We start from the raw sequence: 13723 nt of genomic DNA, 5'->3' as shown, positions 1-13723 counted from the left end.
GAGGAAATCAGATGCCCTTGCCCAAGCCCAATCTCTATCCCGCCTTCAACATCGTGCGCCTCAGCCATGTCGAGCTGGCCGTCACCGACCTCGCCAAATCCCGTGCGTTCTATGTCGATACGCTCGGCCTCCAGGTCACCGACGAGACTTCGGACACCATCTATCTCAGGGCGCTGGAGGAGCGCGGGCACCATTGTATCGTGCTGAAGAAGGGGGCCACGGCCGAAGCCCGCGACCTCGGCTTCAAGGTCTTCTCGGACGAGGATCTCGACAAAGCGGTGCATTTCTTCAAGGGAAAAGGCCTGCCGGTGAAATGGGTCGAGCGACCCTACCAGTCGCGAACCTTCCGCACCCGCGATCCGCACGGCATTCCGCTCGAATTCTACGCTGAGATGGAGCGGCTGCCGCCGATCCACCAGAAATACGCGCTGTACAAGGGCGTGAAGCCGCTGCGCATCGACCACTTCAACTGCTTCTCGCCCAATGTCGACGAGTCCGTCGCCTTCTACAACGAGCTCGGCTTCCGGGTGACCGAGTATACCGAGGACGCCAGCAGCGGAAGACTGTGGGCGGCGTGGACGCACCGCAAGGGCGGCGTGCACGACATCGCCTTCACCAACGGCATCGGCCCGCGCCTGCACCACGTCGCCTTCTGGGTGCCGACGCCGCTCAACATCATCGACCTGCTCGATCTGATGGCAACGACGGGCTATTTGCCGAACATCGAACGCGGCCCCGGCCGGCACGGCATTTCCAATGCCTTCTTCCTCTATGTCAGAGACCCGGACAACCACCGCATCGAGATCTACTGTTCGGACTACCAGACGGTCGATCCGGACCTCGAGCCGATCAAATGGGACCTCAAGGACCCGCAGCGCCAGACGCTGTGGGGCGCGCCGGCGCCGAAAAGCTGGTTCGAGGAGGGTAGTGTATTTGCCGGAGCTGCGGTGCGCCAGCCGGATTTGGCGGCTTCGCCGATCATTGCGCCGTGACGATGGACGAGGAGACCCGGATGACTGGACATGGGCGGCTCGCCACCTTCACCGTCGGCGGCAAGGCGCGCTATGGCGCGATCACGGGCAAGGGCGTCGTCGACCTGTCGGCGCGCCACAGACAGTGGCCGACGCTGCGCGAAGTGATCGAGGCCGGCGCCTTGCGCCGGCTGGCGGAAGGGGCTGAGGCCTTCGCCGCCGATTTCCCGCTCGGCGCCATCGCCTACGAAATCCCGATCCCGTCGCCGGAAAAGATCATCTGCGTTGGCGTCAACTATTCGGACCGCAACGAGGAGTACAAGGACGGCCAGGCTGCGCCCTCCAACCCGTCGCTGTTCATCCGCTTTCCCCGTTCATTCGTCGGCCATGGCGCGCCGCTGGTGCGGCCGCCGGAATCACCCCAGCTCGACTATGAGGGCGAAATCGTCATCGTCATCGGCAAGGCAGGCCGGCGCATCGCGGAAGCCGACGCGCTCGGCCATATTGCGGCGCTGTCGCTGTGCAACGAGGGCACCATCCGCGACTGGGTGCGCCATGCCAAGTTCAACGTCACGCAAGGCAAGAATTTCGACCGCACGGGTTCGATCGGCCCCTGGCTGGTGCCGTTCACCGACGAGGCGCAGATTGCCGACATTGCGCTGACCACCCGCGTCAATGGCGAGCTGCGCCAGCAGGATCGCACCAGCCGGATGATCTTCCCGTTCCGCAAGATCATCAATTACATCTCGACCTTCACGACGCTGGTGCCGGGCGATATCATCGTCACCGGCACGCCGACGGGTGCCGGCGCCCGCTTCGATCCGCCGATCTGGCTGAAGCCCGGCGATGTGATCGAGGTGGAGGCCGATGGCATCGGCGTGCTCAGAAACGGTGTCGTCGACGGGGCAGCGCAATGACCCCGGAGCAAGTGGAAGACGCCGCGGCACGGCTGTTCGAGGCCGAGCGGTCGCGCCGCCAGATCCGTCTGCTCAGCCTCGATTTTCCCGATGCGACGATGGAGGACGCCTACCGCGTGCAAGCGGCGCTGGTGACGCGCAAGATCGATGCCGGGCTGAAGCCGAAGGGCTGGAAGATCGGGCTAACCTCCAAGGCGATGCAGTACGCTCTTGCCATCGACACGCCGGATTCGGGCGTGCTGTTCGACGACATGTTCTTCAATGACGGCGCGACGGTGCCGGCCGGCCGCTTCATCCAGCCTCGCGTCGAGGCCGAGATCGCCTTCGTCATGAAGGCGCCGCTGAAAGGCCCCGGCGTGACCATCTCCGATGTGCTCAACGCCACCGACTACATCACCCCGTCGCTGGAAATCCTCGACACGCGCATCGAACGCATCAATGCCGAGACGAAGAAGGCACGCACCTTCTTCGACACGATTTCCGACAATGCCGCCAATGCCGGCATCGTCATCGGCGGCCGGCCGCAGCGGCCTGATGAGGCCGACATGCGCTGGATCGGCGCCATCGTTTCGCGCAATGCCGAGGTCGAGGAAACCGGGCTCGGCGCCGGCGTGCTCAACCATCCGGCGATGGGCATTGCCTGGCTGGCCGACAGGCTCGCCCGCTACGGCATGTCGATCGCGGCCGGCGAGGTGGTGCTGTCAGGCTCTTTCGTGCGCCCGGTCGAGGCGCGGCCCGGCGACACAATCGTCGCCGATTTCGGCAGTTCGGGCACGGTCAGCATTCACTTCGCGAAGGGCTGACGGTTCCGCCGCCAACCCGCACGGCAGCCTCTATTCGCCACGCAGATAGGCAACCACCACATCGGCTGCGATGGCCGACATGCGCATGCCGACATCCCTGGTGATGTCGCCTTCGACGCGGCTCTGCACCCAGCCAAGAAAGGCGAAGGCGCGCAGAGCCGAAAACAGCGGCAGCGCGGCGATGTCGCGCGCCGTCAGCTCCCGCTCCTGCCGATAGCCGTCGAGCAGAGCGGCCTCGATCAGCGGATAGATCGCCTCCTCGCGGTTCTGGTACAGCGCGACGGCAAGGTCGTACATGTGCCAGCCATGGCCGCAATCGTCGAAGTCGATGATGCGGATCGCGCCGTCATGGACGAGCACATTCTCGCGCACCAGGTCGGCGTGGATGATGCCGAAATTGCGGGCGCTGCGTTCATGCTCCGACAGCGCCTCCACGGCCTTTTCCCGCGCCTGGAAAATCAGCTCGCGACGAGGGCCGTCGAGGAAGGGCGAGGTCTCGAAACGGCCCCAAATCGGGTTCGCACCGAAGAAGCCATCGAAATCCCAGGCATGGCGGGCAAAGCCGGCGGGCGGCGTCCAGGCAGACGTGACATTGTGCATGTGGGCGATGGTTCGCCCCATCGCGGTAAAGACCTGTCTTGCCTGCTCGGGCGTAAAATCCAGCGGCACGCCTCGCGCGCCGACGGCGCGGCCTTCCAGCCAGCTCAAGCAATCGACTTGACGGGGTTGCACTGAGGCGTTGGCGCTGACAAGCACGAACAGATCGCCGGCCGGCGTGGCGACCGGCGAGGGTGTGGCGATGCCGGCCGATTGCAGAAAGCCCATCCATTGCAGTTCCGAGCGCAGGGCGGCGTCCGTGTGATAGCCAAGCCGATGAATGCGCATGGCGGCCGGCTGGCCTGTTGGCAAGATGACGCGAAACACCGCGTTCTCGCGGAATTTCAGCAGCTCCGGCTCACCCTCATCAATGCCCCAATGGGTGAGCGCGCGCCTGGCAAGCGCCGTGACATCGGCTGCCGTCTCGGGCTCGGACTGCGCGGAAACAGCGCTCACGCCTTCACTCCGCCGACTTCACCAAGCACCTCGTCAAGCAGCCCGATCAGGACGTCGGCATTGTCGCGTGAAAACGGCATTGGCGGGCGGATCTTCAGCACATTGCCGTGGATACCAGTCTTGCCCATCAGCACTCCGCGATGGCGCATGCGGTTGGCGGCCTGCTCGGCAATGTCGGGCGCCGGCTCGCGCGTCTCGCGGTCGTGAACCAGTTCGGCGCCGAAGAACAGGCCGGCGCCCCTGACCTCGCCGATGCATTCATGGCGCTCGGCCAGCGGGCGCAGCAGACCGAGCGCATAGGCGCCGACATCGCGTGCGTTGGCGACGAGATCGTCCTGCTCGATGACGTCGAGGACGGCATTGGCCACCGCGCAGGAAACCGGATTGCCGCCAAAGGTGTTGAAGTAACGGAAAGCGTTGCGGAAGGTCGCCAATGTGTCCTTGGTGGTGACCACGGCGGCGACCGGATGGCCGTTGCCCATCGGCTTGCCCATGGTGACGATGTCGGGAACGAAGCCGGCGCGCTGGTGGCCCCAGAAATGGCTGCCGGTTCGGCCGAAACCGGGCTGCACCTCGTCGGCGATGACCAGTCCTCCGGCGTCGCGCACCGCGCGCATGGCACCGTCGAAGAAGCCGCTGGGTAGCGTCGGAAAGCCTTCATTGGCGAGCAGCGGGCAGAGGATGATGCCGGACAGGCCGATGCCGTTCTCTTCCAGCGACGCGATGGCTTCGCGCACCGCGTCGCCAAAGGCTTTGCCGTTGGCCATCGCATCCGGATGGCGATAGCTGTCGGGCGCCGGCACCAGCCTGACGTTGCGGGCGCGGCCTCCGACCGGCGGCATGCGGGTGCTGAGCTGCGAAACCGCCGTGGTGTTGCCATGGTAGGTGGCGTCGGTGGCGATGATGCCCATGCGGCCGGTGGCGGCCTGCGCCATGCGCAGCGCGATGTCGTTGGCCTCACTGCCGGTGCAGGTCAGGATGGCTGTGGACAGGCTGGTGTCGAAGGTCGCGGTCAGCCGCTCGACATAATCGAGGATGGCGGTGTGCAGGTAGCGCGTGTGGGTGTTGAGCAGGCTTGCCTGCCGGCACAAGGCCTCGACCACATGCGGGTGGCAGTGGCCGACATGCGCGACATTGTTGTAGGCGTCCAGATATTTGCGGCCGTCGGCATCGTAGAGCCAGACGCCTTCGCCGCGCACCAGATGCACGGGCTCGTCATAGAACAATTGCGATTTCGCGCCGAGCAGGCGGGAACGCCGGCTAACCAGTGCTTCTTGCGATTGACTCATTGCGTCTTGAAACTCCGTTGTGGCCAGCTAACCCGTCAGGCCTTCGACAGGCCTGCATCCAGCGCTTCGCCGATCTTCGTCACATCGGCGGCGGTGATGATGAGCGGCGGCGACAGGATGATGGTGTTGCCCGACACACGCAGCATGACGCCGGCCTCATAGGCGGCCTCCGAAACCACGGCCATGGTCTTCTTGTCGGTCGGCTTTTTCGTCGTGCGGTCCGAGACCAACTCCAGCGCCGCCATCAAGCCCTTGTACCTGACATCGCCGACGATCGCATGCCTGGCCTTCAGCCCCTCCAGCGCGGCCGCGAGTTCGACGCCCCGTGCCGCCGCGTTCTCGTTCAGGCGAAGCCGTTTGGTCTCGGCAAGGGCCGCCAGACCCGCCGCGCAGCCGACCGGGTGGCCGGAATAGGTATAGCCGTGGCCGATCGCACCAAAACTGGTCTTGTCGGCCTCGAAGACATCGGCGACTTTTCCGCCGATCAAGGTCGCGCCGAGCGGGAAATAACCTGACGTGATCGCCTTGGCGATGGTCATGAAATCCGGCTTCACGCCGGACAGACGCGAGCCCGACCATGCGCCGGTGCGGCCGAAGCCCGTCACCACCTCGTCGGCGATCAGCAGGATCTCGTGGCGGTCGCAGATCTCACGCACCAGTGGCATGAAGCTCTCATGCGGAACGATGACGCCGCCGGCGCCGAGAACCGGCTCCATGATGAAAGCGGCGATGGTGTCGCCGCCCTGGAAGGCGATCTCGTCCTCCAGCGCCCTGGCGCAGAGTTTTGCCAGCCGCACTGGGTCGGTCTCATCGAACGGGTTGCGGAAGGTCCAAGGCGCGGGAATGTGGAAGACGCCGGGCAGCAGCGGCTCGTAGTTGCGGCGGAAATTGGCGTTGCCGTTAACCGACGCGCCGCCGAAATGGGTGCCGTGGTAGCCCTTCTTCAGCGCCAGGAACTTGGTGCGGTCGGCCTGGCCGCGGATCTTCCAATATTGCCTGGCCAGTCGCAGTGCCGTTTCGACCGAATCCGAGCCGCCCGAGGTGAAGAAGGTCCGCACCATGCCTTCAGGCTCGAACCATTCGCAGAGTTCGTAGGCGAGTTCGATCGACGGTCCAGTCGAGGTGCCGCGAAAACCGGAATAATAGGGCAGCGCGCCAAGCTGGTCGGCGATCGCCTTCTTGATCGGGGCGCAGCTGTAGCCGAGATTGACGTTCCACAGGCCGCCGACGGCATCGAGCACGGTGTTGCCGGCGATGTCGGTGACCATCACGCCCTCGCCCTTCATGATCACCTTTGGCGGGTTGGCCCGCATCTCGGCCGGATGCGCCATTGGGTGCCAGATCGGCTTGGCGTTGGTCTCGGTGAGGAAATTGATGTCGCGCATGAAAGGGCTCCGCATAATCTCAGGCTGCTGAAACGAGGTCGAAATGGCCGAGTGCTTCGGCATAGGATTGGGCCGGGTGAGCAACGTCGAAATGAACCGTGCGCATGCCGGCGGCACAGCCGCCATCGACATTGCGCCGCTGGTCGTCGACGAAGACGCAAGCACCCGCCGGCAGGCCGAGCGCTTCGGTGACCAAGGCATAGGCGCGGGGGTCGGGTTTGAGGATGCCGGTGTAAGTGGCGTCGACGATCGTGTCGAACAGGCCGAGCAACGGCAGCCGCTGGCGGAAGTCGGCGCCGTAGAACAGGTCGAGTTCATTGGACAGGATGGCCAGTCGAAAGCCGGCCGCATGCACCGTGCGAATGGCGCTGTCAGCTTCGGGCCGCACCACCTTTTCCGGCTCCGCGCCACGCGCGCGCCGGACGAAGGTTTCCATCGCCTGCCAGTCCTCGCCGACGAGACGGCCAACCTCGCTTGTGCGGGTGCGCCAATAGTCGCGCTCGCTGATCTCGTCGGCTTGCATGGCGCGCCAGAGCGGATCGCTGTCCGGATCGAACGGCCCGCGCCATTGCAGCGTCCCCGGCGTGAGGCCGAGCGCCTGTTCGGTCAAGGCGTGGGTCTCGAACAGTGTGCGGGTGACGACGCCGCCGAAATCAAGGACAAGCGCCTGGGCGGGAACAGCACTCACGCTGCCACTCCCTTGGCCGGCTTGCCGCGCGGGACGATGCCTTCCTCGACCCAGCGGTCGAAGATCTCGAGCGCCTTGCCGACGAAGTCGTCGCTGTTGATGTGAGCGTCGATCTCGTGGAACTCGACCCCGGCGGGAATAGCCCTGCGCATTTCGTCAGTGAAGGCCGCGAGAGCCTCGGGTTCATAGAGCGGCTCGCCCTGCACGTCCCATTCCTGGATGCCTCCGGTTGGCAGGATGAAGGCGGAGCGGCCTTTCGCGGCACCGAGCTTGGCGGCGATGGTCTTGGCGACCTGGCGGCGATCGTCGGCATCGACGGTGACCGAAGCGATCAGCCTGTTGTGGGCATGAAACGGCCGCGTCGAGAATTTAGCCGGCAAATCCTGCCAGGTCGGCAGATCGACCATGTCGACCGCCCCGGGTGCGGCGATCTGCGGAATGCCGCGAGCGCCGGCATTCTCCAGCCGGTCGGCGCCGGAACTGACGACGGATCCCGCGAGATGATTGGTGATTTCCTGCAGGCTGAAGTCGAAGACCGCGCAGAAATGATCTTGGCCCGCGATCGATTCGAAGGCGCGGCCGCCCATTCCGGTGGTGTGGAAGACCGCAACGTCATAGCCGCGCCGTTCCAGGGCCGGCTTCAGCGTCTTCATGTAGCGCAGGCAGCTGCTGCCGAGCGAGGTCATGCCGATGGTCGGCCCCGGTGCCTGCGCCGACGCGCGAGACGCCAGTACGATTTTAGCCGCGCCGACGACCGCACCGCAGGCCTGCGACAGGACCAGCCTGCAGATGTTGTTGAGGCCGTACAGTCCGCCCGCCCAGAGGATCATCATCAGGTCGGGGGCGACGCGCTCGGGCGGGATGAGATGCGAATAGGCGATGGTCGAGACGACGAATTTCGGCACGCCGAGCGGCAGGCAAAGCGCCACGTCGAGCGCCAGATCGGTTCCCATGGAGCCGCCTATGGCAATGAAGGCGTCGATCTCGCCACTTTGATGGAGCTTGCGCACCAGCTGCACGGCGCCGCCGGCCATCAGCGTCATGGCGGTGTTCTCATCACCGCTCGAAACGATCTCGGCGATCGTCACATCTACAGCCCGGGCCACGGCGTGCTTGTCGTGGTCCGGGCTGTAGGGCGGGTCGCCCAGCACGCTGACATCCATCATCACGGCGCTGCCGCCCGACGCATCGATGCACTGTTTCATGAACAGCAGCTCTTCGGCCTTTGTGTCGCCGGTGCCGATGACCAGGATGCGGGGCGCTGTCTCCAAGGGCATCAGGCCTGCCTCCTCAAGATTTGCAGGTTTTCGCCGTTGAGGCGCATGGAAATCTCCCGTGCCGCCTCCCTCACGGCAAGTCCCCGTTCGGCGATCGCGGCTGCCGTCGTTCTGGCCTTTGGCGCCGCCACCGCGATGGTGCCGAGCGCAAAGCCATCCGCCCCGCGGATTGCCGCCGCGACGCTGATCACACCTTCCTCATAGCCCTGGTCGCAGATCGAATAGCCGCGCTCGCGCGCCTCGCTCATGGATCTTGAGATTGCGGCCGGCTCGATCAGCGTATGGGCCGTGAAAGCGTCGAGCGAACCCGTCAGGCATGCCTTGACGGTCTCGTCGCGGGCGAAGGCCAGATAGGCGATGCCTGACGCGGTCGAATGCAGGGGCAGCAACTGACCGATGTCGATGTTGACCCGGTTCGCCCATGCCGGATGCTCGACATGGACGGTGACCAGGCTGTCGACGCCGAATTCCGACAAATGCACGGTCTCGGCCGTCGATGCTGCCAGGTCCCGCACCAGCGGAACAGCCGTCTGCAGGAAGGGAAAGCGCGCTTCGCGGATGCGCGCCAGCCGCGACAGGCCGGCGCCGAGGCGATAGTGCCGCGTGCCGATATCCTGCTCGACAAAACCATGGCCGGCCAGCGCAACCAGCAGCCGCCGTGTCGTCGCCTTGTCGAAGCCCGAGCGGCGCGCCAGATCGGACAGGCCGAGCTCGGGCTCGTCGACGCTGAACAGCTCCAGAAGCGAGATCGCTTTTCCGACCGTACTCAAATTTGCCTCCCGGTTCCGGGCAATCATTTAACGTGTGAATTAACTTGACAGGCATCGGCATTGTTTGCAAGTCTATATTCAAAATAACGGTTCAAATAATGAACCGACCACCAGAGTGCATGGGACAGGCCATTCGGCCGGCGAGCCTGAGGGTTTGCAAACAGGAGGGATCAATGACGGCAGTTGCAGAACAGGCGCCGGCCAACAGGCTGCGCAAGAACAGTCTTGGCGTCGGCGCCATCACCTTCATGGTGATTTCGGCGGCCGCCCCGCTCACGGCAGTCGCCGGCGGCACGCCGCTCGGCATGCTGATGGGCAATGGCCCCGGCTTTGCCGGCACCTATCTGATCGTGACGGTGCTGCTGCTTTTGTTCGCGGTTGGCTATGTCGCCATGTCACGCCATGTCGGCAATGCCGGCGCCTTCTATGCCTATGCCGCGCGCGGCCTCGGCAGCATGGCCGGCGGCGCCACGGCGCTGATCGCCATCCTGTCCTACAATGCCATGCAGATCGGGGTCATGGGCCTGCTCGGTGCCGCGACATCAGGCCTGTTCGCCGGCTGGGGCATCAATTTGCCCTGGTGGGTGTGGAGCTTCATCGCCATCGCGCTGGTGGCCGTGCTCGGCTACCGACAGGTCGACCTCTCCGCCAAGATCCTGACGGTGCTGGTGCTGTGCGAATATCTTGTGGTGCTGGTCCTCGACATCGCCATCCTCAAGACCGGCGGCGACAGCGGCCTGTCGGCGGCGCCATTCAGCTGGAGCCAGATCGTCAGCGGCTCGCCGGCCATCGCCATCCTGTTCTGCTTTGCCGCCTTCATCGGTTTCGAGGCGACGACGATCTATGCCGAGGAGGCACGCGATCCAAAGATCACCATTCCGCGCGCCACCTATTTTTCGGTCGTGCTGATCGGTGTCTTCTACATGCTCACGGCATGGCTGATGGCGGTCGGCGCCGGTGTCGACAAGCTGCTGCCGACGCTGCAAGGGCTGCAGGATCCGACGACCTTCCTGTTCGGCCTGTCGGATCGTTACGCCGGCACGATGCTGTCGCAGGCGATGAGCATCCTGTTCGTGTCGAGCCTGTTTGCCGGCGTGCTGGCGTTCCACAATGCGGTTGCGCGCTATATCTATGTCTCGGGCCGCGAAAAACTGTTGCCGCAGACGGTCGGCGTGACGCATGCGGTGCACCAGAGCCCGCATGTCGCTTCCATCATCCAGAGCGTGCTCGCCGCGGTCGTCGTCGGCCTCTTCGCCGTGCTCGGCCTCGATCCGGTGCTGGCGCTGTTCTCCTGGCTGACTAACGTCGCGACACTCGGCGTCATCGTCATGATGGCGGTGGCCTCGCTTGCCGTAGTGATGTTCTTCCGCGCCAATCCATCGACGCAGGAGAACGCGATGAAGACCACCATCCTGCCCGGGCTGACCTTCATCGCCTTCGTCATCATCATCTACCTGATCGTCATCAATTTCGGCAGCCTGTCCGGGGCCGGCGGTTTCCTTGGCGTGTTCCTGCCGGGGCTGGTGCTGATCGCCGCGATCGTCGGCCTGCTGCTGGCCAGCGCGCTGAAGAGCCGCGATCCGGTCGCGTTCAAAAACCTCGGCCAGCCGCTGAAAGATTGAGAAAAGCAAAGGGGGGCGTGCCACGCCGCCCCTTACACCACAAAGGGGAGTGGCGGATTTGAGCTTTGCCGAAAATATCACCGTCGAGGCATTGGAAGCAGATCCCTACCCGATCTATGCAGAGCTCAGGCGCAGTGCGCCTGTCGCTTTCGTGCCGGCGGTCAATCTGTGGTTCGTCACCCGCTGGAAGGATGTCGAGAGCGTCGCCAAGTCTCCCGACATCTTCTCCGCCGTTGTCGGCTCGTCGCCCGTCGAGCGCTCCTTCGGCAAGCCGACCATCCTGACCACCGATGGCGAGACGCACAAACAGCTGCGACAGGGCGTCGACCCGAAATACCGGCCGCGCACCGTCGCCGCCTATGCCGGCGACCTCGTACGATCGATCGCCGAGCCCTACCTCGACCGGATCGCCGAACAGGGTGCGGCCGAACTAATGGCCGACTATTTCGAGCCGGTGTCGACGCTCAGCCTGGCGCGCTCGCTCGGCCTTGCCGACATCGAGATGCCGACGCTGCGCCGCTGGTTCTACGGCCTTGCCCAGGGCGCCATCAATTTCGAGAACGACCCGAAGCGGCAGGAGATCGCCGACGCGATCAGCGCCGAGGTTGGCGACGCCATCCTGCCGACGCTGGAAAGGCTTGTCCACGCACCGGATGATTCCGCGCTGTCGCATATGCTGCATGACGGCATGCCGGAGGGCACGACGCGGCCAATCGACTTCCTGATGCCGAGCATCAAGGTGATCTTGCTCGGCGGCATGCAGGAGCCCGGACATGGCGCCGGCTCGATCGTCGCCGGCCTGCTGGCCCATCCCGAACAGATGCGGCAGGTGCTCGCCGATCCCGAGACCTTCGTGCCCAAAGCGGTTGACGAGGGCTTGCGCTGGGTCGCGCCGATCGGCACCCAGACACGGCAGACGACGCGGGCGGTCGAGCTTGGCGGCGTGACGATCCCGGCCGGTGCAGCGGTGGCCGCCCTCGTCTCTTCGGCAAGCCGCGACGAGAGCCGCTTTGCCGATACCGACCGCTTCGACATCAACCGCAACGAAGGCAACCATGCCGCCTTCGGCTTCGGCCATCATTTCTGCTCGGGCCGGTTTTTCGCACGCGAGCAGATGTGCCTTGCGGTAAGGCTGTTGCTCCAACGCTTCCCCGATCTCAGCCTTGTGCACGGCAAGGAACCGGTGTTTCGCGGCTGGGAATTCCGCGCGCCCACCACATTGCATGTGTCCCTGGGAGTCCGTCATCCATGATCAGTCAGAATGCCATCGACACGCTGCGCAAGACGGAGATCGGCGCGCGGGGGCTGTTCATCGATGGCGTGCAGATCGAGGCAACAAGCGGCGCAAGCCTGCCGGTGACGTCGCCGATCGACGGCCGACCTTTCGCCAGCATCGCCGACGGCAACGCCGCCGATATCGACCGCGCCGTGAAGTCGGCGCGCAAGGCGTTCGAGAAGGGCTCGTGGTCGCGATCAGCGCCGGCCTTTCGCAAGAAGGTGCTGACGAAATTCGCCGAGCTGGTCGAAAAGCATGCCGACGAGCTCGCCGTGCTCGGCGTGCGCGACAATGGCACCGAGATCGGCATGGCCTACAAGGCCGAACCGCTGTCGGCGGCAGGCACCATCCGCTACTACGCCGAGGCCATCGACAAGGTCTATGGCGAGATCGCGCCGACGGCCGACAATGTTCTGGGACTGATCCACAAGGAGCCGCTCGGCGTCGTCGGCGTCATCGTGCCGTGGAATTTTCCGCTGATGATCGGCGCCTGGAAGATTGCGCCGGCGCTTGCCGCCGGCAATTGCGTGGTGGTCAAGCCGCCGGAAATCGCTTCGCTGACGCTGCTGCGGCTGGCCGAACTGGCAAGCGAGGCCGGACTTCCCGCCGGTGTGCTCAATGTCGTCACCGGCCGTGGTTCGGTTACCGGCGAGGCGCTCGGCCTGCATATGGATGTCGACGCCATCGCCTTCACCGGTTCCGGCCCGGTCGGCCGACGGCTGCTCGAATATTCCGCTCGCTCCAACCTGAAACGCGCCTTCCTCGAACTCGGCGGCAAGTCGCCCAACATCGTCTTTGCCGATGCTCCCGACCTGAAACAGGCGGCGGTCGTCTCGGCCAACGGCATTTTTCGCAATTCCGGCCAGGTCTGCGTCGCTGGCTCGCGCCTGCTCGTCCAGGCGTCGGTCTATGACCGTTTCATGGACGAGCTTCTCTTGGCAACGACCCGGCTGAAAGTCGGCGACCCGCTCGATCTCTCCAGCGACATCGGCGCGGTATCGAGCGCCGAACAGCTGGACAAGAACCTCGGTTTCGTCACCAGGGCCACGGAAGAAGGTGCCCGTCTCGTCACCGGCGGCGAACGGATCCTGACAGAGACCGGCGGCAGCTACATGGCGCCGACGATCTTCGAGAACGTCACGCAAGACATGCAGCTTGCGCGTGAGGAGGTGTTCGGGCCCGTACTCGGCGTCATGCGCTTCGAAACCGAGGAGGAGGCGGTTCGGCTTGCCAATTCGACCGTCTACGGGCTTGCCTCCGCGGTGTGGACCGCCAACCTCTCCACCGCGCATCGCATGGTGCGCGCCATCAATGCCGGCGTCGTCCACGTCAACACCTATGGCGGCGCCGACATCACCGTGCCGCTCGGCGGCGTCAAGCAGTCGGGCTTCGGCCGCGACAAGTCGCTGCACGCGCTGGAGAAATATCTGGAACTCAAGACCGCGTGGATCGCGCTTTGAGACCAACCGTGGCGCTGGCCTGCCTCCGAATCTGACCTTCCCACGGAGATGCCCAGGATCGCCTTAGATCCGGCGGCGGTCGGCCGAGCGCCATCTTGTTCTCTCTTCGTTGGAATTTTTGAGAGAATATTCCTGGCTTTGGCGAGAACGGCGAAACGCGTTCTTTGATTAAATCAATAGAATTCCTGACGATGTGATCAAGGCTAGGCAGT

General features: G+C 64.6%; 12 protein-coding genes. 6 read left to right on the top strand and 6 right to left on the bottom strand.

Annotation, left to right across the window (positions count from 1 at the left end):
• Positions 1-11 precede the first annotated feature (11 nt).
• The 3 genes from hpaD to hpaH are packed head-to-tail and all read left to right on the top strand — an operon-like array spanning position 12 to position 2691.
• Positions 12-992, top strand: a complete 981-nt coding sequence (hpaD, locus tag NKI69_RS08330) for a 3,4-dihydroxyphenylacetate 2,3-dioxygenase (protein WP_023810844.1) — start codon at positions 12-14, stop codon at positions 990-992.
• Between the two features lie 20 nt (positions 993-1012).
• Entirely contained in the window at positions 1013-1888 is an 876-nt protein-coding gene (locus NKI69_RS08325) for a fumarylacetoacetate hydrolase family protein (protein WP_023810843.1), read from the top strand.
• Complete coding sequence (hpaH, locus tag NKI69_RS08320; RefSeq protein ID WP_023810842.1) at positions 1885-2691, top strand: 2-oxo-hept-4-ene-1,7-dioate hydratase; 807 nt, start codon at positions 1885-1887, stop codon at positions 2689-2691. Before NKI69_RS08325 ends, hpaH begins: the two co-directional genes overlap by 4 nt.
• A 30-nt stretch (positions 2692-2721) precedes the next feature.
• Here the strand turns inward: hpaH and NKI69_RS08315 are convergent, their stop codons facing one another.
• The 6 genes from NKI69_RS08315 to NKI69_RS08290 are packed head-to-tail and all read right to left on the bottom strand — an operon-like array spanning position 2722 to position 9153.
• The gene (locus tag NKI69_RS08315) at positions 2722-3744 is read right to left on the bottom strand and encodes a phosphotransferase enzyme family protein (protein ID WP_023810841.1); all 1023 of its coding nucleotides are present in this window, start codon (positions 3742-3744) and stop codon (positions 2722-2724) included.
• The gene (locus tag NKI69_RS08310) at positions 3741-5033 is read right to left on the bottom strand and encodes an aminotransferase class III-fold pyridoxal phosphate-dependent enzyme (RefSeq protein ID WP_352720929.1); all 1293 of its coding nucleotides are present in this window, start codon (positions 5031-5033) and stop codon (positions 3741-3743) included. Before NKI69_RS08310 ends, NKI69_RS08315 begins: the two co-directional genes overlap by 4 nt.
• A 35-nt stretch (positions 5034-5068) precedes the next feature.
• On the bottom strand, positions 5069-6418 hold the full coding sequence (locus NKI69_RS08305; RefSeq protein ID WP_352720927.1) for an aminotransferase class III-fold pyridoxal phosphate-dependent enzyme: 1350 nt from the start codon (positions 6416-6418) through the stop codon (positions 5069-5071).
• Positions 6419-6437: 19 nt separating this feature from the next.
• Complete coding sequence (locus NKI69_RS08300) at positions 6438-7106, bottom strand: HAD family hydrolase (RefSeq protein ID WP_023810838.1); 669 nt, start codon at positions 7104-7106, stop codon at positions 6438-6440.
• A complete protein-coding gene (locus NKI69_RS08295) occupies positions 7103-8383 on the bottom strand; it encodes a Tm-1-like ATP-binding domain-containing protein (protein WP_023810837.1) in 1281 nt (426 codons plus the stop codon). The genes NKI69_RS08300 and NKI69_RS08295 overlap by 4 nt, the downstream gene beginning before the upstream one ends.
• Positions 8383-9153, bottom strand: coding sequence for an IclR family transcriptional regulator (locus NKI69_RS08290; RefSeq protein ID WP_352440634.1), 771 nt, complete (start codon positions 9151-9153; stop codon positions 8383-8385). The genes NKI69_RS08295 and NKI69_RS08290 overlap by 1 nt, the downstream gene beginning before the upstream one ends.
• A gap of 173 nt (positions 9154-9326) precedes the next feature.
• On the opposite strand from NKI69_RS08290, the gene NKI69_RS08285 reads away from it, so the two are divergent.
• The 3 genes from NKI69_RS08285 to NKI69_RS08275 are packed head-to-tail and all read left to right on the top strand — an operon-like array spanning position 9327 to position 13511.
• Complete coding sequence (locus NKI69_RS08285) at positions 9327-10775, top strand: APC family permease (RefSeq protein WP_023810835.1); 1449 nt, start codon at positions 9327-9329, stop codon at positions 10773-10775.
• A gap of 58 nt (positions 10776-10833) precedes the next feature.
• On the top strand, positions 10834-12027 hold the full coding sequence (locus NKI69_RS08280) for a cytochrome P450 (protein ID WP_352720924.1): 1194 nt from the start codon (positions 10834-10836) through the stop codon (positions 12025-12027).
• Positions 12024-13511: an aldehyde dehydrogenase gene (locus NKI69_RS08275; RefSeq protein WP_023810832.1), complete on the top strand. Its 1488-nt coding sequence runs from the start codon at positions 12024-12026 to the stop codon at positions 13509-13511. The genes NKI69_RS08280 and NKI69_RS08275 overlap by 4 nt, the downstream gene beginning before the upstream one ends.
• Positions 13512-13723: the final 212 nt, after the last annotated feature.

It is taken from the genome of Mesorhizobium sp. M0491, assembly GCF_040321265.1.
In the GTDB taxonomy this organism is placed as follows: domain Bacteria; phylum Pseudomonadota; class Alphaproteobacteria; order Rhizobiales; family Rhizobiaceae; genus Mesorhizobium.
Note: the sequence above shows the minus strand (reverse complement) of the source record. Positions and strands in the feature narration are given on the sequence as shown.

Bases quoted from the DNA above. Each gene is read 5' to 3' on its own strand.
- hpaD (WP_023810844.1), top strand. From the start codon at position 12: ATGCCCTTGCCCAAGCCCAATCTCTATCCCGCCTTCAACATCGTGCGC.
- NKI69_RS08325 (WP_023810843.1), top strand. From the start codon at position 1,013: ATGACTGGACATGGGCGGCTCGCCACCTTCACCGTCGGCGGCAAGGCG.
- hpaH (WP_023810842.1), top strand. From the start codon at position 1,885: ATGACCCCGGAGCAAGTGGAAGACGCCGCGGCACGGCTGTTCGAGGCC.
- NKI69_RS08310 (WP_352720929.1), bottom strand. From the start codon at position 5,033: ATGAGTCAATCGCAAGAAGCACTGGTTAGCCGGCGTTCCCGCCTGCTC.
- NKI69_RS08305 (WP_352720927.1), bottom strand. From the start codon at position 6,418: ATGCGCGACATCAATTTCCTCACCGAGACCAACGCCAAGCCGATCTGG.
- NKI69_RS08295 (WP_023810837.1), bottom strand. From the start codon at position 8,383: ATGCCCTTGGAGACAGCGCCCCGCATCCTGGTCATCGGCACCGGCGAC.
- NKI69_RS08285 (WP_023810835.1), top strand. From the start codon at position 9,327: ATGACGGCAGTTGCAGAACAGGCGCCGGCCAACAGGCTGCGCAAGAAC.
- NKI69_RS08275 (WP_023810832.1), top strand. From the start codon at position 12,024: ATGATCAGTCAGAATGCCATCGACACGCTGCGCAAGACGGAGATCGGC.